This is a genomic window from Dactylosporangium sp. NPDC049742, from assembly GCF_040674675.1.
Taxonomy (GTDB): domain Bacteria; phylum Actinomycetota; class Actinomycetes; order Mycobacteriales; family Micromonosporaceae; genus Dactylosporangium; species Dactylosporangium maewongense.
Window position 1 is genome coordinate 82,826 of record NZ_JBFANF010000041.1, and the last position, 20,958, is coordinate 103,783.

At 71.7% G+C, this 20,958-nt stretch carries 17 protein-coding genes and 1 pseudogene; 8 read left to right on the plus strand and 10 right to left on the minus strand.

Annotated features, from left to right (window positions below; translation table 11 throughout):
* Positions 1–208: 208 nt before the first annotated feature.
* From AB0J72_RS38150 to AB0J72_RS38165, 4 genes are all read right to left on the minus strand, one after another.
* Positions 209–886 (minus strand): histidine kinase dimerization/phospho-acceptor domain-containing protein, encoded by a 678-nt coding sequence (locus AB0J72_RS38150; RefSeq protein WP_363407922.1) that lies wholly within the window; start codon positions 884–886, stop codon positions 209–211.
* A 396-nt stretch (positions 887–1,282) separates the two neighbouring features.
* On the minus strand, positions 1,283–1,918 hold the full coding sequence (locus AB0J72_RS38155) for a thymidylate kinase (RefSeq protein ID WP_363407925.1): 636 nt from the start codon (positions 1,916–1,918) through the stop codon (positions 1,283–1,285).
* 113 nt (positions 1,919–2,031) lie between these two features.
* Positions 2,032–2,868 (minus strand): L,D-transpeptidase, encoded by an 837-nt coding sequence (locus tag AB0J72_RS38160; protein WP_363407928.1) that lies wholly within the window; start codon positions 2,866–2,868, stop codon positions 2,032–2,034.
* 24 nt (positions 2,869–2,892) lie between these two features.
* Entirely contained in the window at positions 2,893–4,314 is a 1,422-nt protein-coding gene (locus tag AB0J72_RS38165) for a PLP-dependent aminotransferase family protein (RefSeq protein WP_363407931.1), read from the minus strand.
* 69 nt (positions 4,315–4,383) lie between these two features.
* On the opposite strand from AB0J72_RS38165, the pseudogene AB0J72_RS38170 reads away from it, so the two are divergent.
* Positions 4,384–5,589: pseudogene (locus AB0J72_RS38170) on the plus strand (amino acid permease); the annotation flags it as partial.
* A 20-nt stretch (positions 5,590–5,609) separates the two neighbouring features.
* Here the strand turns inward: AB0J72_RS38170 and AB0J72_RS38175 are convergent.
* The 5 genes from AB0J72_RS38175 to AB0J72_RS38195 all read right to left on the minus strand — a co-directional run bounded on the left by AB0J72_RS38175 (position 5,610) and on the right by AB0J72_RS38195 (position 10,789).
* Positions 5,610–6,053: a DUF5709 domain-containing protein gene (locus tag AB0J72_RS38175; RefSeq protein ID WP_363407934.1), complete on the minus strand. Its 444-nt coding sequence runs from the start codon at positions 6,051–6,053 to the stop codon at positions 5,610–5,612.
* A 70-nt stretch (positions 6,054–6,123) separates the two neighbouring features.
* A complete protein-coding gene (locus tag AB0J72_RS38180) occupies positions 6,124–7,494 on the minus strand; it encodes a GH1 family beta-glucosidase (RefSeq protein ID WP_363407937.1) in 1,371 nt (456 codons plus the stop codon).
* Positions 7,495–7,591: 97 nt separating this feature from the next.
* Entirely contained in the window at positions 7,592–8,431 is an 840-nt protein-coding gene (locus tag AB0J72_RS38185; RefSeq protein ID WP_363407940.1) for a carbohydrate ABC transporter permease, read from the minus strand.
* A complete protein-coding gene (locus AB0J72_RS38190; RefSeq protein ID WP_363407943.1) occupies positions 8,424–9,503 on the minus strand; it encodes a sugar ABC transporter permease in 1,080 nt (359 codons plus the stop codon). Before AB0J72_RS38190 ends, AB0J72_RS38185 begins: the two co-directional genes overlap by 8 nt.
* A complete protein-coding gene (locus AB0J72_RS38195) occupies positions 9,500–10,789 on the minus strand; it encodes a sugar ABC transporter substrate-binding protein (RefSeq protein WP_363407946.1) in 1,290 nt (429 codons plus the stop codon). The genes AB0J72_RS38190 and AB0J72_RS38195 overlap by 4 nt, the downstream gene beginning before the upstream one ends.
* Positions 10,790–11,352: 563 nt before the next feature.
* On the opposite strand from AB0J72_RS38195, the gene AB0J72_RS38200 reads away from it, so the two are divergent.
* The 5 genes from AB0J72_RS38200 to AB0J72_RS38220 all read left to right on the plus strand — a co-directional run bounded on the left by AB0J72_RS38200 (position 11,353) and on the right by AB0J72_RS38220 (position 17,569).
* The gene (locus AB0J72_RS38200; protein ID WP_363408011.1) at positions 11,353–13,929 is read left to right on the plus strand and encodes a discoidin domain-containing protein; all 2,577 of its coding nucleotides are present in this window, start codon (positions 11,353–11,355) and stop codon (positions 13,927–13,929) included.
* Between the two features lie 137 nt (positions 13,930–14,066).
* On the plus strand, positions 14,067–14,894 hold the full coding sequence (locus AB0J72_RS38205; protein WP_363407949.1) for an ABC transporter ATP-binding protein: 828 nt from the start codon (positions 14,067–14,069) through the stop codon (positions 14,892–14,894).
* 2 nt (positions 14,895–14,896) lie between these two features.
* Complete coding sequence (locus AB0J72_RS38210; RefSeq protein WP_363408014.1) at positions 14,897–15,688, plus strand: ABC transporter permease; 792 nt, start codon at positions 14,897–14,899, stop codon at positions 15,686–15,688.
* Positions 15,685–16,827, plus strand: coding sequence for a sensor histidine kinase (locus AB0J72_RS38215; RefSeq protein ID WP_363407952.1), 1,143 nt, complete (start codon positions 15,685–15,687; stop codon positions 16,825–16,827). The genes AB0J72_RS38210 and AB0J72_RS38215 overlap by 4 nt, the downstream gene beginning before the upstream one ends.
* Positions 16,828–16,933: 106 nt before the next feature.
* A complete protein-coding gene (locus AB0J72_RS38220; protein ID WP_363407955.1) occupies positions 16,934–17,569 on the plus strand; it encodes a response regulator transcription factor in 636 nt (211 codons plus the stop codon).
* 713 nt (positions 17,570–18,282) lie between these two features.
* Here AB0J72_RS38220 and AB0J72_RS38225 read toward each other — a convergent pair.
* Positions 18,283–19,428 (minus strand): low temperature requirement protein A, encoded by a 1,146-nt coding sequence (locus tag AB0J72_RS38225; RefSeq protein ID WP_363407958.1) that lies wholly within the window; start codon positions 19,426–19,428, stop codon positions 18,283–18,285.
* A 77-nt stretch (positions 19,429–19,505) separates the two neighbouring features.
* On the opposite strand from AB0J72_RS38225, the gene AB0J72_RS38230 reads away from it, so the two are divergent.
* Together AB0J72_RS38230 and AB0J72_RS38235 are read left to right on the plus strand one after the other, a co-directional pair.
* Positions 19,506–20,177, plus strand: coding sequence for a helix-turn-helix domain-containing protein (locus tag AB0J72_RS38230; RefSeq protein ID WP_363407961.1), 672 nt, complete (start codon positions 19,506–19,508; stop codon positions 20,175–20,177).
* 1 nt (position 20,178) lies between these two features.
* Positions 20,179–20,916 (plus strand): SRPBCC domain-containing protein, encoded by a 738-nt coding sequence (locus AB0J72_RS38235; RefSeq protein ID WP_363407964.1) that lies wholly within the window; start codon positions 20,179–20,181, stop codon positions 20,914–20,916.
* Positions 20,917–20,958 lie beyond the last annotated feature (42 nt).

The following is a 20,958-nucleotide window of genomic DNA, read 5'->3' on the forward strand; positions in this document are numbered from 1 at the left end:
GTGGGGGAGTCGCGCACTGCGGCGAGGTCGGCGAGGAAGGTCTTGGACCGGACGGTCGCTCGGCCGGGCACGGACGAATGTGGCAGCTACCGTCCATCGCCCCGGTGAACTGCTGCCACAGCGCGACGTGAGTCGCGCGCTGCGAGGAGCCGCTGCGAGGAGCCGCTGCGGGGAGCCGCTGCGGGGAGCCGCGCTGCGGAGAGCCGCGCTACGGGGACAGGTGGCTTGCAGTTGCGAGGACGCTGGCGGGCAGGGTGAGGCGGAACGAGGTCTCGTCCAGGCGGACCTCGCCGCCGCAGAGGCTGGCGACGGCGCTCGCCACGCGCAGGTCGGTGGGCTTCTGCGGGTCGCTGGGGCGGGGCTGCGGCGCGGTCAGCTCGCCGTGGGCGACGATCTTCGCGTCGATCGCCGGTACGGGGTTCGCGCGCAGGGCGATCTCGATGTGGGCGCGGCTCGGAGCGGTTGTCGCGAGCCACAGGACGAGCTGGCCGACGAGGTGCCGGCAGACGAGGTCGTCGACCGCGACCTGGACCGTGGCGGGGGCGTCCGCGTGGATGCTCACCGCGCCCGCGACCGCCACCCGGCGGGCCAGGTCGACGGCGTCGCGCAGCACCGCGACCAGGTCGGTGGCGCCGGCGCGGTGGGTGGCCGTGGGGTCTTCGTCGACGGCGGCCAAGGGGAGGATGACGCCGTCGACGTAGCGCTGGAGGCGGACCGCGTTGCGGTCGATGGCGTCGAGGCAGGCGACGCCCTCGCGCAGGGCTTCCGCGGCGGGGGCGCCGGCGAGGTCGTCTCGCAGCAGCCGGGTGTACGCGAGGATCGACGTCAACGGGGTGTGCAGCTCGTGTCGCAGTCGCGCCGCGGGATCGTCGCCGGTGGAGAACACGCGCGTTCCTTTCGTCGTGCTCGGATGCCCGCGCGGCCCGAGACATCGACGCTAACCGGCGTCCGACCTGCCGGCTCTCCGACAGGCGAGCGGGTCACCCGATCGGGACGGCCGTGCGATCGGCGGCCCGCGAGGCGGGCGTCCACCGAAGCGCCGCGCTGGCGGACCGGCCACGAAGTGCCGCGACGGTGGACCGGCCGCAAAGTGCCGCGCTGGCGGACCGGCCACGAAGCGCCGCGACGGTGGACCGGCCACGAAGCGCCGCGCTGGCGGACAGGCCGCGAGGCGCCGCGAAGGCGGACCAGCCGCGAGACACCGCGACGGCGGACCGGCCGCGCAGCGCCGCATGATCCGTGCCGGGCAGGCCGGCCCCGTGCGGAGCAGGGATGCGGGTGGTCAGCCGATCGGGAGCAGGTGGGAGGTCCTGCGGGCCGAGGGCTGCTGGGTCGCGCCCGGCAGCAGGTCGGGGCGCAGCGCGGCGCGCAGGGACGCCTGGACCGTCGACGGGTCGGTGCCGGCGTCGACGATCGTGAACCGGGGAGCCTCCGGCAGCGCCCGGTACGCCTCGTCGCAGGCCGTCAGGTAGTCCAGCTCCTCGTGGTCCTTGCCCCGCGCCTCGACCCGGGCCTGGGCCACGGGTGGCGGCACCGCCAGGTAGAAGACGAGGTCGGGCTGCGGCAGGAGGCGGAAGAGCAGCCGCGCGGGCCAGAGCCTGCCCTTGCGGACGGTGATGCTGGTGTACTGGCAGTAGGTGTACCGGTCCATGACGGCCACCGTGCCGGTCAGCCGGGACAGCAGGAGCGCCCTCGTGATGACCAGGCCGCGCAGCAGCGTCTCCACCAGCAGGAAGAGCCGCACGCCGAGCAGGTCTTCGGCGTCGCGGCGGCCGAGGCGCTGGGCGAGCCGGCTGAAGAAGACCCGTCCGGCGGCGTTGCGGTGGTAGCGGGCGGGGGTGCCGCTCGCGTCGAGCCAGTCGGCGAGCCACCGGGCCTGGGTGGATTTGCCGGCGCCGTCGATACCAATCAGTGCCACTGTACGGATCACCTTCCCTACGGTAAGCCGTCGCGAGTGAAGCGCCAGTGAACCGCGCGAAGACGACCGATCAGAGAAGACGACCAACCAGAGAAGACGAAGGCGGAGGCAGATCAGGGCAGGACGACGACGCTGGTGCCGGCGGGGACCTCGTCGAGCAGCGCCTTCTGCGCGGCCGGCGGCATCCGGACGCAGCCGTTGGAGCGGCGGAAGCCGAACTCGTTGCGGTACCAGGCGTGGATGCCGGTGTGCGCGTCCGCCAGGCCCTCCGCGACGGCGCCCTTGTCGTCCGGGACGGCGCCGAGGGCGAGGACGTCGAGCCCCGCGTACACCTTGCTCGGCAGCGACGAGCGCCCCAGGACGAACGTGCGCCCCAGCGGCGTCGGGGTCTCGGGCGCGCCGATCGTGACGGTCCACGTCTGCTGGACGGCGCCGTCGCGGACCCAGGTGAGCGTGAACGCGCCGCGCCGCACGATGAGCTGGTCGTGCAGCGGCACCCTGTTCCAGCCGCCCTCGGGGAGCCAGCCGACGCTGCGGTTGAGCGACGGCAGCAGCACCGCGACCCAGCCGGACCGCCGGGCGACGATCGGCATGACCAGCGGCACGCCGCTGATGTCGGGGGTCAGGTAGGCGCGGGCGGTGCCGCCGGGCGCGTCGTAGGCGGCGAGCTTCGCCGTCGGGTGCGCCGCCTCGGTCAGCGGGACCGTCGAGGACTGGTCGGGGTCGGCGGGGAACCCGGTCGCGGCCTTCGTGTAGGTGATCGTGGGGATGCCGGCGGGGGCCGGTGCGGCGGAGGCGGGCGCGGCCGCCTGTACGGACGGCGATGCGGAGGCTGGTGCCTGCGACGACGCCGAAGGGGCGGCGGACTGAGCCGGTTTCGACGGCGAGGAGCCGCAGCCGGTGAGGCAGATCGTGAGCGCGGTCAGGGCGGCGGCGCGGCGCACGAGCATCCGTCCAACATAGCGGAGCCGCCGCTACAGGTCTGTCGGCCGGTCAGAGGAGCATCGGTCGAGCAGGTCGAGGGCGACGGGCAGGTCGTCGGCGCCGATCATGCCGAACCCCACGACGAGCCCGTCCACCGGTGCGGGCTCGAGGAAGAAGCCGGCGAGCCGCTCGACCGCCACGTCCGCGGACCGCAGCCGCGCGACGACCCCCGGCACGTCGACGTGCGGGGCGGCGAGGAGCGTCACGTGCAGGCCCGCCGACGACGGCACGAGCGTGAACCGGTCGGCGAGCACCCCGCGCGCCGCGGCGGTCACGAGGTTGTGGCGGGCGGCGTACACCCGCGTCACCGACCGCACGTGCCGCCGCAGCTGCCCGTCGTCGATGAACGAGGCGAGCGCGGCCTGCGCGGCGGGCTCGGCGTGCCAGTCGGTGAGGCGCTTCGCCGCGACGAGCGCGGGCCGCAGCGACGCGGGTGCGACCAGGAACCCGAGGCGCAGCGCGGGCAGGAGCGTCTTGGCGAACGAGCCGACGTAGACGACCCGGCCCGTCCGGTCGAGGCTCTGCAGCGGCTCCAGCACCGCGAAAGGGGGCCGGTCGGAGTAGCGGAACTCGCTGTCGTAGTCGTCCTCGACGATCGCCGCGCCGTGCCGTTCGGCCCAGCCGAGCAGCGCGGACCGCCGCGGCATCGTCATCGGGACGCCGAGCGGGTACTGGTGGGAGGGTGTGACGTACACCAGCCGCGCCGACCTCGGGAGCGCGTCGACGACCAGGCCCGACCCGTCGACGGGGACGGGCACGACGCGGGCGCCGAGCGACTCGAAGGCCTGGCGGGCGGGTGGGTAGCCGGGCTCCTCGACGGCGACGACCGTGCCCGGCTCGATCAGGACCCGCCCGACGAGGTCGAGGCCCTGCTGGGCGCCGTTGGTGACGAGCACGTCCTCCGGTGCCGCGCGCACCGACCGGGACAGCCCCACCGACCGCGCGATCGCGGCCCGCAGCGCGGGCAGGCCGGCCGGTTCGCCGTAGTCGGGTGACGCGCTGAGCGACCGGGTCAGCAGGCGCCGCCACGTGGCGAGGGGGAACAGGGCGCCGTCCGGGTGGCCGGCCCGCAGGTCGTACCGCGCCGGAGCGACGGAAGGCCGCTCGGGGAAGGCGAAGCGCGGCGACGGGCGCAGCGCGCCGACCGGGGCGCGGCGCGACCCGGACGCCGGTGGCGGCATCGCCACGAACGTGCCCGCGCCCGCCCGGCCCGCCAGGAACCCGTCGCCGACGAGGCGGTCGTAGGCGGCGGCGACCGTGTTGCGCGACACCGCCAGGTCCCGCGCCAGCTCCCGGCTCGGCGGGACCCGCTCGCCGGCGCGCAGCCGCCCGTCGAGGATCGCGTCGCGGACCTGCCGGTAGATGCGGGTCGCCTGGTCACCCCGGCCGCCGAGGGTGATGTGCAGATCCAACTTGGCCCACTCCAGGTAGTCGAAGATTGGTACTTCTACCGGGCCAAACCCGGGCCTAGCGTCGATCGTATGCTCACCGTCAAGCAAGGCGCGGCCCTGTCCGTCGGCGCCGTCCTCGGCACCGGCGTGATCGCCCTGCCCGCCCTCGGCGCCCAGGTCGCCGGCCCCGCCTCGCTCGTCGCGTGGCTCGCCCTCGTCGTGCTGTCCGCGCCCCTGGCGGCCACGTTCGCCGCGCTCGGCGCCAGATACCCGGACGCGGGCGGGGTCTCCACGTACGTCGGCGCGGCGTTCGGCCCGCGCGCCGCCGCCGTCGTCGGGTGGATCTTCTACGCCGCCGTCCCCGTCGGGTTCCTGCCCGCCGCGGGCTTCGGCGCCGCCTACGTCACCGCGGTCGTCGGCGGCGGCCACCGTACGACGCTGCTCACGGCCGGAGCCCTCATCGTCGTCGTCGCCGGGCTGAACTTCGGCGGCGTGAAGGTGTCCGGCAAGGCGCAGCTGTGGCTGGCCGGCGTCCTCGCCGCGCTGCTGCTGCTCGCCGTCGGCACCGCGCTGCCGCACGCCGACCTGGCCAACCTGCGGCCCTTCGCCCCGCACGGCTGGCTCGCGATCGGGCCCGCGATGGCCGTGCTCGTCTGGGGGTTCGCCGGCTGGGAGGCGCTCACGTCGCTCGCCGCCGACTACCGCCACCCGCGCCGCGACGTGCCCCGCGCCACCTGGATCGCCGTCGCCGTCGTCGGCGTGCTCTACCTGCTCGTCGCCGCCACCAGCCAGCTGGTCCTCGGCCCGCGCGCAGGCACCGTGGCCGCACCGCTCGCCGAGCTGCTCACCATCGGCCTCGGCCGCGATGTGAAGATCCTCACTGCGGTCGTCGCGCTGCTGCTCACCGCCGGCGCCGTCAACGCCTACTTCGCGGGCGCCGCCAAGCTCGGCGCCGCCCTCGGCCGCGACAGGGCGATGCCCGCGTGGCTCGCCAAGGGCGCGGGCGCGGGGGAGGTGCCCCGCCGGTCACTGGCCGTGGTCGCCGGGCTCGCGGGCGCGTGCCTCGCGGTCGCGGGGCCGCTGGGCGTCGGCTCGAAGCCGCTGCTGCTGGCCACGACCGCGTCGTTCGTCGTCGTGTACGTCCTGGGGACGGCGGCCGCCGTGAAGCTGCTGCCGGCCGGGAGCTGGTCCCGGCGCGTCGCGGTCGTGGCGCTGCTGTGCGTGATCGGGCTGCTCGCCCTCACCACGTGGTATGTGCTGTGGCCGGGCGCGGTGGCGATGGTCGCTCTTGGTTATTTCGCCGCCACGGTACGGCGTCAGCGCAGGTCGGTCTCGATGATGTGCATGGCGGCCTCCTCGGCCGACGCCGCGCCGCCGTCGATGCCCACGTCGGAGCCGATCTCGTCCTTCTCCTCGTCCTCGCCCCAGCCCTCGTCGGGGGCGACGAGCCGCCCGGCCCGCCGGTCGCCGACCTCGCCCGCGTCGAAGAACTCGCCGGACTCGGTCGTCGTGCCGTAGTCGTCGAGGTCGGGCCGGGCCACCGGGTCCGGCTCCTCCTGCCGGAGGCGGCGGTCCCAGGACTCGCCCCGCTGCGCCTCGGCCTGGGTGACCCCGAACGCGTTCAACCCGAGCGGCTTCTCCGGCGGTGAATACCCCTCGTCGAGGGCGTCGTCCAGGCCGCGGTCCGACAGGGTGTCCTGGGCCGACAGCTGGCCTTCCTCGTCCGGTGCCGGGTCCCAGCTCGCGGTTTCAGAGCTCATGATCACGTCTCCTCGGTCGCAGGTGGCGTGGCGCTGCCGTGTTCCATACCCGGCAGCGCCACATTCGACCCTAAATCACCGGATCGTGCGCCGCCTGATGAGTGGCCCGGTGGCTCCGGATCAGCTCCGCGTACCGGTGGCCGCTCGCCTTGATCGTGCGCTCCTGCGTGTCGTAGTCGACCCGGACGAGCCCGAAGCGCTTGTCGTAGCCGTACGCCCACTCGAAGTTGTCCAGCAGCGACCAGGCGAAGTAGCCGTCGACCGGCGCGCCCCGGACGACCGCGTTGCGGACCGCGTCCAGGTGCTGCTCCAGGTAGTCGACGCGCTCCTTGTCCTGGATGTCGCCGTTCGGCTCGACCGTGTCCGCCCACGCGGAGCCGTTCTCCGTCACGAGGATGCTGCGCGGGCGGTACGTCTCGGCGACCCGCACCAGGATGTCCTCCAGCCCCTTCGCGTAGACCTCCCACGGCATCGCCGTCTCGATCGAGCCCGGCACCGGGATCTGCCGGACGAACGGCGCGCGGGAGTCCGGGTCGTCGACGATGACCTGGCGGAAGTAGTAGTTGATGCCGAGGAACTCCGTCGGCGCCGCGATCAGCTCCAGGTCGCCGTCGCGGACCGGCACCTCCACCCGGTACGTGTCGAGCATGTCCGCCGGGTAGCCGAGGCCGTGCAGCGGGTCCAGCCACCAGCGGTTGATGTGCCCGTCGGCGCGCCGCGCCGCCGCCACGTCCTCCGGCCGGTCGCTGCCGGGCTCCGTCGGGCTCAGGTTCAGCACGATCCCGACCGCCGGCGGCAGCTGCGCCGACGCGCGGATCGCCTGGTTGACCAGGCCGTGGCCGAGCAGCACGTGGTGCGACGCGCGGACCGCCCGGGTCAGGTCCCGCTCGCCCGGCGCCATCCGGCCCTCGAGGTGCCCGATCCAGCAGACGCACAGCGGCTCGTTGACCGTGTTCCAGTCCGCGACCCGGTCGCCGAGCCGGCCCGCGACGACCGCCGCGTAGTCCGCGAACGCCTCCGCCGTCGCCCGCTCCGGCCAGCCGCCCAGGTCCTGCAGCGCCTGCGGCAGGTCCCAGTGGTACAGCGTCGCGAACGGCCGGATGCCCGCCTCGAGCAGCCCGTCGACGAGCCGGTCGTAGAAGTCCAGGCCGGCCTCGTTCACCGGGCCCGTCCCGGCCGGGAGGACCCGCGGCCACGCCACCGAGAAGCGGTACGCCGCCAGGCCCAGCCGGCGCATCAGCGCGATGTCCTCCGGCCAGCGGTGGTAGTGGTCGCAGGCCACGTCGCCGGTGTCGCCGTTGTCGACGTTGCCCGGCGCATGGCTGAAGGTGTCCCAGATGGACGGTCCACGGCCGTCTTCGGAGACGGCGCCCTCGATCTGGTACGCCGCGGTCGCGGACCCCCAGATGAAGTTCGGTGGGAGGTTGGACAGATCCAGCACGGGACGGTTCTCCTCTTGGTGGTTGAGGACGGGGGTTGCTTGCGCCTTGCTCGACACGCGCCGGCGGCTCGCGTGACCGTGCCGCCGGCGCGGTGCCCTACTTGACCGCGCCGGCGGTGAGGCCGGCCACGAAGTACCGTTGCAGCGCCAGGAACCCGGCGACGACCGGGACGCTGACGACCAGCGACGCGGCCATCACCTGGTTCCAGTAGACCTGGAACTGCGTGGAGTAGGCCTGCAGGCCGACCGCGAGGGTGCGGCTGTCCTGGTCCGTCATGATCGACGCGAACAGGACCTCGCCCCACGCCGTCATGAACGCGTAGACGGTCACCGCGACGATCCCCGGCACCGCGGTCGGCAGGATGACGGTGAACAGGGTGCGCATCGACCCGGCGCCGTCGACCTGCGCGGCCTCGTCGAGGCCGCGGGGGATCGAGTCGAAGTAGCCGGCCAGCATCCAGATCGAGAACGGCAGCGAGAACGTCAGGTACGTGATGACCAGGCCCAGGCGGGTCTGGTACAGGTCGACGCCGCCGGCCGTGCCGAGGTTCACGTAGATGAGGAACAGCGGCAGCAGGAACAGGATGCCGGGGAACATCTGCGTCGACAGGACCGCGACGGAGAACAGGCCCCGGCCGCGGAAGCGGTACCGGCTGATCGCGAACGCCGCGAAGACCGCGATCACCACCGAGAACACCGCCGCGACCGACGCCACGATCACGCTGTTGAGCAGGTAGTTGCCGAGCGGGACGGTGCTCCACATGTCGACGAACGCCTGGAACGTCAGCGTCGAGGGGAACCAGGTGAAGTAGTCCTGCACGTCCTGCAGCGGCTTCAACGCCGAGCTCACCATCACGTACAGCGGCGTCAGCACGAACGCGGCCAGGAAGGTCAGCACGATCCAGCGGGCGATCCGCTCGCCCCGGCCCTCACGCATGGATCCTCCTGCGGTTCGTGATCAACAGGTAGACGGCCGTGACCAGCAGCAGGAACAGCAGCAGCGCCACCGACATCGCCGAGCCCGTGCCGAAGTCCCAGGTGCTGAACGAGCTGTTGTAGATGTGGATCGAGATGAGATCCGCCTCCGGCGGCGCGGAGCCGCCGAACAGCACGTACGGGGTGTTGAAGTCGTTGAACGTCCACAGGAACAGCACCAGCAGCAGCACCTGGTTGATCGGCCGCAGCGACGGCAGCGTCACCGAGGTGATCCGCCGCCAGAACCCGGCGCCGTCGATCGCGGCCGCCTCGTACATCTCCGTCGGCACGTTCTGCAGGCCGGCGGTGATGCACAGCAGCGCGAACGGCCACGTCCGCCACACCGACACGACCAGCAGCGCCCAGAAGCTGTTCTCGCCGATGAGCCAGAACGGCCGCTCCCCGTCGACGAGCCCGAGCTGGTCGACGAGCACGTGGTTGACCAGGCCCGTGTCCCGTTGGAACAGGAACCCCCAGGTGATGACCGCCGCGTAGACGGGCAGCGCGTACGGGGTGAGGAACAGCGTGCGCAGCAGCGCCCGGCCGCGGAACGGCCGCTGCAGGAACACCGCCGCCGACAGGCCGAACAGCCACGAGATCGCCACCGACAGCGTCGTGTACAGCACGGTGATGCCGAACGAGTGCAGCAGCGCCTTGCCGGTCTCGCTGTTGACGTCGAGGGTCGCGCTGTAGTTGCCGAACCCGACGAACGGCGCCGTCGACCAGTCCTGGATGTGGAACTGGGTCAGCTCCAGGAGGCTCATCCACACGCCGACGAGCATCGGCACGACGTGGATCGCGATCTCCAGGAACGCGGCCGGCAGGACCAGCATGTACGGCAGGTACTTGGACCGCAGCCGGCGCCGGCGGCGCTGCTGCGGGGTGCTCGCCCTTCGCGGCGCGGCGTTGGGGGCGGAGCCACGGTGCTGCCGCACGTCCGGTGCGGCGTGCATGGGCCGGCGGACGGGGACGGTCGCCGACCCCCGGGCCGACTGCATCGGTGTGACCCGCCGCTGCGGGTGGCCGGCGGTCATGCCTTCATCCGTTGCTCGACGGCCTTCAGCTTCGCCCGGATGGCGGCCTCGGTGATCGGTTTGTTGTTCGCCGCGTTGGCGAACTGCTCCTTCATCACCGCGCCGACGAGGGTCTCGAACTGGCTCTCCGTCGTCACCTGCGGCAGCGGCGACGCGGTCGAGGCGAGCACCTCGGCGAGGATCTTCTGCTCCGGCGCCTGGAACGCCGGGTTCGTGAGCGCGCCCTTGACCGACGGCAGCGACCCGTACACCTTGTTGAGGGCGACCTGCTCGTCGTCGCTGGTCATGAACTTCACGAACTCCATCGCGCCCTCCAGGTTCCTGCTGTGCCGGAACACCGCGATGTTGATCCCGGCGACCATGCTGTTGACCTTCCGGCCGCCGGCGGGCGGGTTCGCCGGGAACGGCACGTGTGCGATGCCGTACTCCTCGGGGCGCATGCCCTGCGCCTGGAACGCGGAACCGGCCGCCTGCCACAGCAGCATCGCCGCCTTGCGGTTGGCGAAGTCGGACAGCGACTCGTTCTTCGTGTACTCGGCGTTGCTCGGGTTGACGATCTTGTCGACGGCCATGAGGTCGATGTACCGCTTGATCGCCTTGACGTTCTGGTCCGTGTCGAACGTCGGCTTGCCGCTCAGGTCGAACCACTCGCCGCCGTACTGCTGGCTGAACGTGAACGCGTGGTGCGCGTTCTCCGACAGGTTCGCGCCCTCGACCGCCAGGCCCCACTGCTTGCCGTTGGTGAGGCGCTTGCCGACCTCGACGAGCTCCTCCCACGTCGCCGGGGGCTTGCTGATGCCCGCGTCGGCGAACATCTGCTTGTTGTAGTAGAGCGCGTACGACAGCGAGTACAGCGGGACCGCCGCCGGTGCCTTGCCCGGTGCGCCCGCCGAGGCGAGGGCCGCCGGCACGAACCGGTCCCGGCCGCCGATCCGGTCGAACGCCGCCGCGTCGAACGAGATCAGCGCGTTCGTCGCCTGCAGCGACGCCGACCACGTGTTGCCGATGTTGACCACGTCCGGGCCGCGACCCGACGTCGCCGCCGCCAGGAGCCGGTTGAGCAGGTCCGACCACGGCACGACCTCGACCTTGACGTGGATGCCGGTCTGCTGCTCGAAGCGCTCCAGGACGGGGGCGAGGGTCTGCTTGTCGAACTCGAGGCTGCTGCCCTGGTTGCTCGCCCAGTAGGTCAGGGTCTTGGCGTCCGCCACGGGGTCGCCGCACGCGGCGAGCGAACCGGTCAGGAGGGCGGCCGCCATCAGTAACGCGAGCCTTCGTCTCGGCACGTGTCTGCCCTTTCGATGGGTGCCGACCGGCGTGCCGAAGCGACCGCAGGGGTTGGGACTGCGGCGTGACGGTCGCACGCTCGACAGGGGGGTGAAGGTGGTGCTGGTCCCAGCCGAACGGGGTGTTGCCGCGACCAGTTGGTTTCTGTCGGGACTTAAATAATGTCGTCATTAAAGTGGTGCGTCACCTGGACGTCAAGGTCGGGAGGCGGTTCCGGCGGTCCGTGGAATCGGACAAAACGGGATTGTTTACGTCGCGATCGAAGTATGTCTTGACGCCGGTGCAACCTCGGCGTAACACTCGTGGTTCTGAGAGAGCGCTCTCTCATATGCGGCTTTCGGCATGAAGATGTCGATCACTGTCGACGCACCGCCTTGCCTCGACAGGTCGCCGCTCACGGTTCCGTCCGCCCAGCTCACGGCCCCGCCACGTCCCCCGACTGACAGGCAGGATCATGAAATTTCCGCGTTTGTCGCGTTATCCCGCGGCGCATGCGCCCGCTGATGCGCCGCCGCGGCGCAACGGTCTGCGCCGCTGGCTCCTCGGTGGCGCCGCCACCCTGATGCTCTCCACCGCCGTCGCCGCCATCGCGCTGCCCAACGCGAGCGCCGCGCCGACCCTGCTGTCGCAGGGCAAGCCCACCACCGCCTCGTCCAGCGAGAACGCCGGCACGCCGGCGACCGCCGCCACCGACGGCAACACCGGCACCCGCTGGGCCAGCGCCTTCGCCGACCCCCAGTGGATCCAGGTCGACCTCGGCGCGCCCGCCGCGCTGTCGCAGGTCGTGCTCAACTGGGAGGCCGCGTCCGGCAAGGCGTTCCAGATCCAGATCTCCAACGACGCCGCGACCTGGACGCAGGTCTACAGCACCACCACCGGCGCCGGCGGCACCCAGACGCTGAACGTCACCGGCACCGGACGCTACGTGCGGATGTACGGCACCCAGCGCAACACCGCCTACGGCTACTCGCTGTGGGAGTTCCAGGTGTACGGCGAGACCTCGCCGACCGGCCAGACCTGCGGCCCGACGAACCGCGCGATCACGCGCCCGGTCACCGCCTCCTCGACCGAGAACGCCGGCACGCCCGCCAGCGCCGCCGTCGACGGCAACACCGGCACCCGCTGGGCCAGCGCCGCCTCCGTCCCGCAGTGGATCACCGTCGACCTCGGCGCGTCGTACCAGCTCTGCCGGGTGGTCCTGCGCTGGGAGGCCGCGTACGCCAACGCCTTCCAGATCCAGGTCTCCAGCGACAACGCCGTCTGGACCACGATCCACTCGACCACCACCGGCACCGGCGGGGTCCAGACGATCGACGTGACCGGCACCGGCCGCTATGTTCGGGTCAACGCCACCGCCAAGGCCACGCAGTGGGGCGTCTCGCTGTGGGAGTTCGAGGTGTACGTACTGGGCGGCGCCAACCCGTCGAGCAGCGGTCCCACGAGCAGCGGGCCGATCGAGACGCCCGACCCGAAGAACCCCAACTTCGGCCCCAACGTCTCCGTCTTCGACCCGTCGCAGCAGGCCGCCGCGCAGGCCCGGCTCAACCAGATCTTCGCCGGCCAGGAGACCAACCAGTTCGGCACCGAGCGCTACGCGGTGCTGTTCAAGCCCGGCAACCACACCATCGACGCCAACGTCGGCTTCTACACCCAGGTCGCCGGCCTCGGGTTCTCGCCCGACGACGTCAACATCAACGGCCACGTCCGGGCCGAGGCCACCTGGTTCGGCGGCAACGCCACCCAGAACTTCTGGCGCGGCGCGGAGAACCTGTCCGTGACCCTGCCGAACACCGGCAACGGCGTGCAGGTCGAGCGCTGGGCCGTCTCGCAGGCCGTGCAGTACCGCCGCATGCACCTGCGCGGCGGCAACAACGAGATCCAGCTCTGGAACGGCGGCGACGGCTGGTCCTCCGGCGGCCTCATGGCCGACACGAAGGTCGACGGGCGCGTCGTGTCCGGCTCGCAGCAGCAGTGGTACACCCGCAACAGCGAGCTCGGCAGCTGGGCCGGTTCCGTGTGGAACATGGTCTTCCAGGGCGTGCAGGGCGCCCCGCCGCCGAACTTCCCGAACCCGTCGCACACGGTGATCAACCAGACGCCGCTGCAGCGGGAGAAGCCGTTCCTGTACATCGACGGCACCGGCACCTATCGGGTGTTCGTCCCGGCGCTGCAGAGCAACACGACCGGCACCAGCTGGTTCGGCAAGACCCCGGCGGGCTCGTCGATCTCCCTCGACCAGTTCTTCATCGTCCGCCCCGGGCACACCGCCGCGCAGATCAACGCGGCGCTCGCCGCCGGCCGGCACCTGCTCGTCACGCCCGGCGTCTACCACCTCAACGCGCCGCTGCAGGTGAACAACCCGAACACGGTCGTCCTCGGCCTCGGCCTCGCCACGTTCGTGCCGGACAACGGCGTCACCGCGATCAAGGTCGCCGACGTCGACGGCGTCAAGCTCGCCGGCCTGCTCATCGACGCCGGCACGGTCAACTCGCCGACCCTCGTCGAGCTCGGCCCGGCCGGCTCCTCGGCCTCGCACGCCGCGAACCCGACGTCGCTGCACGACGTGTACTTCCGCGTCGGCGGCGCCCACGTCGGCAAGGCCACCGTCAGCCTGCAGGTCAACAGCAGCAACGTGATCGGCGACCACATGTGGATCTGGCGCGCCGACCACGGCAACGCCGGCACCTACGGCTGGAACGTCAACACCGGCCAGAACGGCATGGTCGTCAACGGCAACAACGTCACGATGTACGGGCTGTTCGTCGAGCACTACCAGCAGTACCAGGTCATCTGGAACGGCAACGGCGGCCGCACGTACTTCTTCCAGAACGAGATGCCCTACGACCCGCCGAACCAGGCCGCCTGGATGAACGGCTCCACCCGGGGCTGGGCCGCCTACAAGGTCGCCGACGCCGTCACCACGCACGAGGCGTACGGGCTGGGCAGCTACTGCTACTTCAACGTCAACCCCGCCGTCGTCGGCGAACGGTCCTTCGAGGTCCCGGTCAAGGCGGGCGTCGCGCTGCGCAACATGGTCAGCGTCTCGCTCGGCGGCGTCGGCACGATCAACCACGTCATCAACAACACGGGTGGTCCGGCCAACACGGCCAACCAGATCATCTACGTGACGAACCTGTAGCGCTTTATCCCCCTGCCGAGCCGGAGGACCTACCCGCCCAGGTCCTCCGGCTCGGCGCCTGTCCACCGACCGGTTGACAGCCGGCTTCAGTCCTCCGGTCGTCCCGCGGCGGGGTGTGTACGCGTTTCGATGTCCTCATGACACCGATCGAAGTGCACGGGCTGCGCAAGGCGTACGGGGGCAACCCGGCCGTCGACGGGATCTCCCTCTCCGTCGGGCCCGGGGAGATCTTCGCCCTGCTCGGGCCCAACGGAGCGGGCAAGAGCACCACCGTCGAGATCCTCGAAGGCCACCGTCGCCGCGATTCCGGTGACGTACGGGTGCTGGGCGAGGACCCGTGCTCCGCCGGCCGCCGGTGGCGGTCCCGGATCGGGATCGTGCTCCAGACCGCCACCGACGCCGCCGACCTCACGGTTCGCGAGACCGTCCGGCACTACTCGCGCTTCTACCCGTCTCCCCGGGACCCCGCCGAGGTGCTCGCCCTCGTGGGCCTCTCGGGCAAGGCCGGCGCCCGGGTGCGGACGCTGTCCGGCGGGCAGCGGCGCCGCGTCGACGTCGCGCTCGGCATCATCGGCAACCCGGACCTGGTCTTCCTCGACGAGCCGACGACCGGCTTCGACCCCGAGGCGCGGCGGCAGTTCTGGGCGCTGATCCGCTCCCTCGCCGCCGACGGGACCACGGTCCTGCTCACCACCCACTACCTCGAAGAGGCCGCGGCGCTCGCCGACCGGCTGGCCATCATCGCCGGCGGCCGGATCGTGGCCGCCGGTACACCGTCCACTGTGGGCGGACTGGCTTCGGCGCAGGCCACCGTCACCTGGCGCGACGGCACCGGCCTGCACGAGGTGCGCACCGACTCGCCCAGCAGCGTCGTCGCCGCGCTGCCGCCCGACGCCCTCGACCTCCAGGTCCGCCGCCCCAGCCTGGAAGACGTCTACCTCGACCTCATCGGAGCCCGGTCATGACCATGCCGTCCACGCTCGCCATGGGCCGATCCCGAGGCTTCGTCGAGGTCCTCCAGCTGATCCGGCAGAAGGACGCGGTCATCTTCACGTTCGCGTTCCCGGCGCTGCTCACGATCCTGCTCGGGCTCATCTTCGACACGCCCGTCTCGCCGGGGTCCCCGACCACGCACAGCCAGGTGTTCGCCGCCGGCATGATCGCGTACGGCATCCTGTCCACCGCGTTCATCTCCATGGGCGTCGGCATCGCCGTCGACCGCGAGGACGGCACCCTCAAACGCCTGCGCGGCACGCCCGTCACCGCCGGCGCCTACTTCATCGGCAAGATCGTGCTGGTCTTCTTCGCCGCGCTGTTCGAGGTGCTGCTGCTCCTGCTGGTCGGCGTGCTGCTCTTCGACCTGCCGCTTCCTGCCTCGGGTGCGCGCTGGCTGACGTTCGGCTGGCTCCTGGTTCTGTCGGTGGTCGCCTGTACCCTGCTGGGCATCGCCGCGTCGTCGCTGGCCCGCTCGGCCCGCAGCGCCCCGGCGGTGCTCAACCTGCCCGTCCTGGTCCTGCAGTTCACGTCCGGCATCTTCGTCCACATCGCCGCGCTGCCCTCGGCGATGGTCAACGTCTCGGCGCTGTTCCCCGTCAAATGGATGGGTCAGGGATTCCGCTCGGTGTTCCTGCCCGACGCCCTCGCCGCGCAGGAGGTGGCAGGTTCATGGGAGCCCGGCCGGACCGCCCTGGTCCTGGGGGCGTGGTGCGTGCTCGGGCTGGCGCTGAGCCTGCTGACGTTCCGCTGGTCGCGCCCGTGACCTTCGGCCTGTGGGACGTGCTGTACGTCGTGGTCGTGGGCTCGGTCGTCGGCTTCATGCTGGCCGACCGGGCCCCCGGCTCGGTGTCCGCGTCGCTCCTGCTGGTGGGGTGCCTCGCGTGGTCCGTGGCGCACCGGCTGTGCTCCCTGCCCGCGGCCCTGTTCGTGGCCGTCCTGTCGGCGCTGCACCTCACCGCGGTCTGGCTCGACCACACGGCGTCGTTCGCGCTCTTCGCGTGGGGCGCGATGGTCTTCGCCGCCCTCCCGCTGCGCCCCGCCCTCCTGGTCGTCGCCGTCCTCGACCTGGTGCCCGTGCCGCTCGCGCTGCTGCGCGACGGGACGCTGACGAAGGTGCACGGCCTCATCCCGCTCACCGTGCTGGGCCTCGCGTTCGCGATCGTCGCCGGCACGTACATCGCCCGCCTCACCGACCAGAACGAGGAACGCGCCGCGATGATCGCCGAACTGTCCGCGAGCCGCGCCGAGGTCGCCCGCCTCTCCCACGAGGCCGGCGTCCTCACCGAACGGGCCCGCCTCGCCGCCGAGATCCACGACACCCTCGCGCAGGGCTTCACGAGCATCATCGCCCTCGCCCAGGCCGCCGCCGACCCCGCGCAGACCGCGCGGCGCCTCGAGCAGGTGGTCGGCACCGCCCGCGACAACCTCGCGGAGGCGCGCGCCCTCGTCGCCGCGCTCAGCCCCGCCGACCTGCACACCGCGGGGCTCGTCGCCGCGGTCCGCCGCCAGCTCTCCCGCCTGGCGGCCGAGACCGGCATCCGCACCGCCTGCCACCTGCCGTCCCCCGACGGAGCGCTCATCGACCTGCCGACCGCGCAGCAGGTGGTGCTGCTGCGCTCCCTGCAGGAGGCCCTGACCAACGTCCGCAAGCATGCCGGCGCCACCACCGTCGACGTCTGGCTCACCACCACCGGCACCTCGGTCGTCCTCACCGTCACCGACGACGGGGCCGGCTTCACTGTTCCTGCTTCTGGTTCCGCCATTGCATTCAGCGTCCCGGGTTCACCGGCCGCCGGTTACGGCCTGGCCGGCATGCGCGCCCGGGTCGAGGACGCCGGCGGCACCTGCACCATCGAAAGCCGCCCGGGCGCCGGCACCACCATCACGGTCGAGCTGTCATGACCCTCTTTGCTCTCCCGGCACGGCCATCGCCACGGGCTCCAGCTGAAATGATCGATGCCATGCCTCCCGCCGTCTCTTCGGTTTCTACGGTCTTTACGGGCCCGTCATGATCCGCGTCCTGCTGGTCGACGACCACCCCGTCGTCCGCGACGGCCTGCGCGGCATGCTCGAGTCCGAGCCCGACCTGACCGTCGTCGGCGAGGCCGGCTCCGGCGACGAGGCCGTCACCGCCGCCCACACCCACCGCCCCGACGTCATCCTCATGGACCTGCGCATGCCGGGCCTCGACGGCGCCGGCGCCACCGACCGCATCCTCGCCGCCCTGCCACAGACCCGCGTCGTCGTCCTCACCACGTACGACACCGACGCCGACATCCTCCGCGCCGTCGAAGCCGGAGCCAGCGGCTACCTGCTCAAGGACGCCTCCCGCACCGACCTCACCACCGCCATCCGCGCCGCCGCCCGCGGCGAGACCGTCCTGGCCCCGTCCGTCGCCGGCCGCCTCGTCCAACAGGTCCGCAACCCACCCCAGCCCCCGATCCTCTCCACCCGCGAGCTACAGGTCCTCTCCCTCGTCGCCACCGGCGCCACCAACGCCGACATCGGCCGCACCCTCCACATCACCGAGGCCACCGTCAAGACCCACCTGCTCCGCACCTTCAACAAGCTCGACGTCAACGACCGCACCGCCGCCGTCACCACCGCCATGTCCCTCGGCCTGCTTCCCCAATCCCGCCCCTGACCCCCAGACACCCCGCCCCCACCGGACCTCTGGACAACCCCACCCACGCCGTCAACTACCTCAACCGCCGTTGCACCCCATCGCCCCCATTCCCTCGCGCCTCGTTCCTGCCCCCCGGCCGATCGCCCGCGTCTCCTGCACCCCGTCGATCGCCTGTGCTTCTTCTCCACGACCATCGATCCCGTGGTGCTCGCTCCTGTCCCTGCTGACCGTGTCGGCGCTTCACAAGACCTCGTCGGTTGCCCGCAGGTCCCACCGATCGCACATTGCTTTCCGGCTCGTCGACTGCACACGGGAAGACACGGACCCACCCGTGCCCGAACCCAACTGGTTGGCCCCGGCTCGTGCGCCAATGCGAACGCTCAACGTCGGCGTCACACCCGATCCGGCGTCACACCCGATCCGGCGTCAGCGACCCGCCGCACCCGCCAACCGACCCGACCGCCACACATGTCGGACGGATCGGCCGCGGCCCGCCAGGTCCTGCCCGCTGACCCGCCCACCGAGTCCAGCCCGCCAGCCCCGCCGCCCACCGGGTTCCTGCCTGCTGCACCGCCGTTCGGTCGGGTCCTGTCTGCTGGCCCGGCGCCCGTCAGGTCCTGCCCGGTGGTCTGCCTCCCGTCGGGTCATGTCTCTCGGCCCGTCGCTGGGTCGATGTCGTCGGGCTGGCCGCCGGCCCGTCGCCAGCGCGGGCGGGCCGGCGGACGGGGCGGTCAGCGGCCGAAGTCGTGGATGGCGGTGGTGTGCTGGGCGCGGACGGTCTTGATGTCCTTCGCGATCACCGCGGCGGCCATCACGAGCAGGACCGCGGTGACCTGAGCGACGGCCCGCCAGTGTCCTAACGGGACCGTCGCCATGACCCCGGCTGCCGCCGCCACCCGGTACCAGGCTCCAGGCACCTCCAGAATGGACAAGAACCAGGCGTGGCCGAGCAGGAACATGGCGACACCCACGCTCAGGACGATGGCGCTCGGCCAGTGCAGCGGCTCGAAGGCGTGCCCGACCGACAGCTTCACCCCCACCGCGGTGAACACGATGCCGGCGATCAGGAAGTAGTGCGCGTAGCCCCACGCCACAACGGCGACCCGGGCCTTGCGGGCGGGATTGGCGATGGCGTGCAGCGCGTGCTCGGCGCGGGTCTCGTCGCCGGAGAAGTAGTTCCAGTACAGGTAGTACGCGATGCAGAGGCCGAGCAGCGCCACGAGCAGCGCCGCCGGGTCGATGTGCATGCCGGCGAAGGCCAGGCCGATGGAGATGACCGACTCGCCGATGGCGACGATGACGACCAGGCCGTGCCGTTCCGCGAAGTGGGCCGCGTCGATCGTCCAGATTCCCATGCTGCGCTGCAGGTACGGCGCGGCGACGACCAGCACGAGCGCCGCGGCCCACAGCCCGTACTGCCAAGCGCCGCCGAGGAATCCGCCCGCGAGGACCAGGAGGGCGGCGGTGCCGTTGATCGGGGCCAGCCCGGCGATCGCGGTGCCGATCGAGGCGTTGTCGTCGGCCTGCAGGAACAGTGCGGAGTGGACGACGGTGACGAGGGCATACCCCACGCCGAAGGCCCAGCCGTCGCCGTCGAACGCGTACGGGATGGACAGGGCGATGACCATGAAGCCGGCCATCCCGGTGAGCAGGAGTGTGCGGCGCAGCGTGCTGCTCGGCGCGACCGCGTTGGTCAGCCAGGCGTAGCCGCCGTACATCCACCAGATGATGCCGAGCATCAGCAGCACCCGGAGCGCGTAGGTCGCGTCCACGTGCTTGACGAACACGTTGGCCAGCTGCATCACGGTGAAGACGAAGACAAGGTCGAAGAACAACTCGATGGTGGAGACCCGCGGTCCCCGCACCTGCGATGTCACAGCGGTCACTGTAGCGATGGGGTCCGACAATTTTTCTTGCCTTGACAGTTTGAATTGTCGGCGGGTACGGTTCTCGCATGTTCGAAGTGGGAGTCATCGAGGAGGCCGGCGCGGCAGAGGTGGCGCTGGACCCGATCCGGGCGCGGCTGCTGTCGCTGCTGGTCGAGCCGCATTCGGCGACCAGCCTCGCGGCGATCGTCGGCCTACCCCGGCAGAAAGTGAACTACCACCTCAAGACGCTCGAAGCGCACGGGCTCGTCGAGTTGGTCGAGGAGCGCCGCAAGGGCAACGTCACGGAGCGCGTGCTGCGAGCCGCGGCCGCGTCGTTCGTGATCTCGCCGACGGCGCTCTCGGCCGTGGCACCCGACCCGGCGAAGTCGCCCGACAGGCTGTCGGCGCGATGGCTGCTCGCCGTCGCGGCCCGGCTCGTCAAGGAGGTCGGCACGCTCATCACCGGGGCGGCCCGGGCGGGCAAGCCGGTCGCCACCTTCGCGCTCGACGGCAACGTGCGGTTCGCCTCCGCGGCCGACCGGGCCGCGTTCGCCCAGGAGCTGACCGCGGCCGTCGCCGCGCTGGTGAGCCGGTATCACGACGAGCACGCCGAAGGCGGCCGTGACCACCGGGTCATCGTCGCGATCCATCCGAGCCTGCGTCCGGAAGGCGGCCGTCCGATGGACGTGGCAGCCGTCGACGCCGACATCGACGTCCAGATCGAAAGCCAGCACCGCTCACAGACCGAGGAGTCCTGACATGTCGCACGAATTCGAGCTCACCCACGACATCGACATCGCGGCCACGCCCGAGCAGGTCTGGGACGCGATCGCCACCGGCCCCGGCATCGACTCCTGGTTCATGGGCAGGACCGAGGTCGAGCCCCGCGTCGGCGGCCGCGGGACGTTGACGATGCCCGGGTTCACCGCCGAGTCGACGGTGACCGCGTGGGAGCCGCCGCACCGCTTCGCGTACAAGGGCGCACCCGCCGAGGACGGCGCGTTCATGGCGTTCGAGTATCTCGTCGAGGGCCGCGACGGCGGGAGCACCACACTGCGGCTGGTGCACAGCGGCATCATGACCGGCGACTGGGAAGAGCAGTATGACGCGCTGCGCAAGGGCAACCCGCTCTACCTGCGCACGCTCGAGCAGTACCTGGTGCACTTCCCGGGTCGCACCGCCGTGCCGGTCACCGCGTTCGGGCCGCAGCAGTCCGACCAGGAGCAGGCGTGGGCCGGCATCGTCGGCGCCGTCGGTCTGACCGGGCCGGTCAGCGAGGGCGACAAGGCGCAGTTCACCGTCGGCGGGCGGGACATCGTCGGCGTGGTCGACGTGGCCCTGGAGCCCGGGTTCCTGGGCGTGCGCACCGACGACGCGCTGCTGCGGTTCGTGGGCGGTGGCGGCATGATCCTCACCGGCCATCACATCTTCGCCGACATCGACCAGGCGACCGCCGAGGGCACCTGGTCCGAGTGGCTCGCCGCCGTCTACGCCTGATCGCACCGGGAGAGCCGGCGACATGCCGGCTCTCCACTCTCG

Bases quoted from the DNA above. Each gene is read 5' to 3' on its own strand.
- AB0J72_RS38185 (WP_363407940.1), bottom strand. From the start codon at position 8,431: ATGCGTGAGGGCCGGGGCGAGCGGATCGCCCGCTGGATCGTGCTGACC.
- AB0J72_RS38190 (WP_363407943.1), bottom strand. From the start codon at position 9,503: ATGACCGCCGGCCACCCGCAGCGGCGGGTCACACCGATGCAGTCGGCC.
- AB0J72_RS38160 (WP_363407928.1), bottom strand. From the start codon at position 2,868: ATGCTCGTGCGCCGCGCCGCCGCCCTGACCGCGCTCACGATCTGCCTC.
- AB0J72_RS38210 (WP_363408014.1), top strand. From the start codon at position 14,897: ATGCCGTCCACGCTCGCCATGGGCCGATCCCGAGGCTTCGTCGAGGTC.
- AB0J72_RS38235 (WP_363407964.1), top strand. From the start codon at position 20,179: ATGTCGCACGAATTCGAGCTCACCCACGACATCGACATCGCGGCCACG.
- AB0J72_RS38200 (WP_363408011.1), top strand. From the start codon at position 11,353: ATGCTCTCCACCGCCGTCGCCGCCATCGCGCTGCCCAACGCGAGCGCC.
- AB0J72_RS38230 (WP_363407961.1), top strand. From the start codon at position 19,506: ATGTTCGAAGTGGGAGTCATCGAGGAGGCCGGCGCGGCAGAGGTGGCG.
- AB0J72_RS38175 (WP_363407934.1), bottom strand. From the start codon at position 6,053: ATGAGCTCTGAAACCGCGAGCTGGGACCCGGCACCGGACGAGGAAGGC.
- AB0J72_RS38220 (WP_363407955.1), top strand. From the start codon at position 16,934: ATGATCCGCGTCCTGCTGGTCGACGACCACCCCGTCGTCCGCGACGGC.
- AB0J72_RS38205 (WP_363407949.1), top strand. From the start codon at position 14,067: ATGACACCGATCGAAGTGCACGGGCTGCGCAAGGCGTACGGGGGCAAC.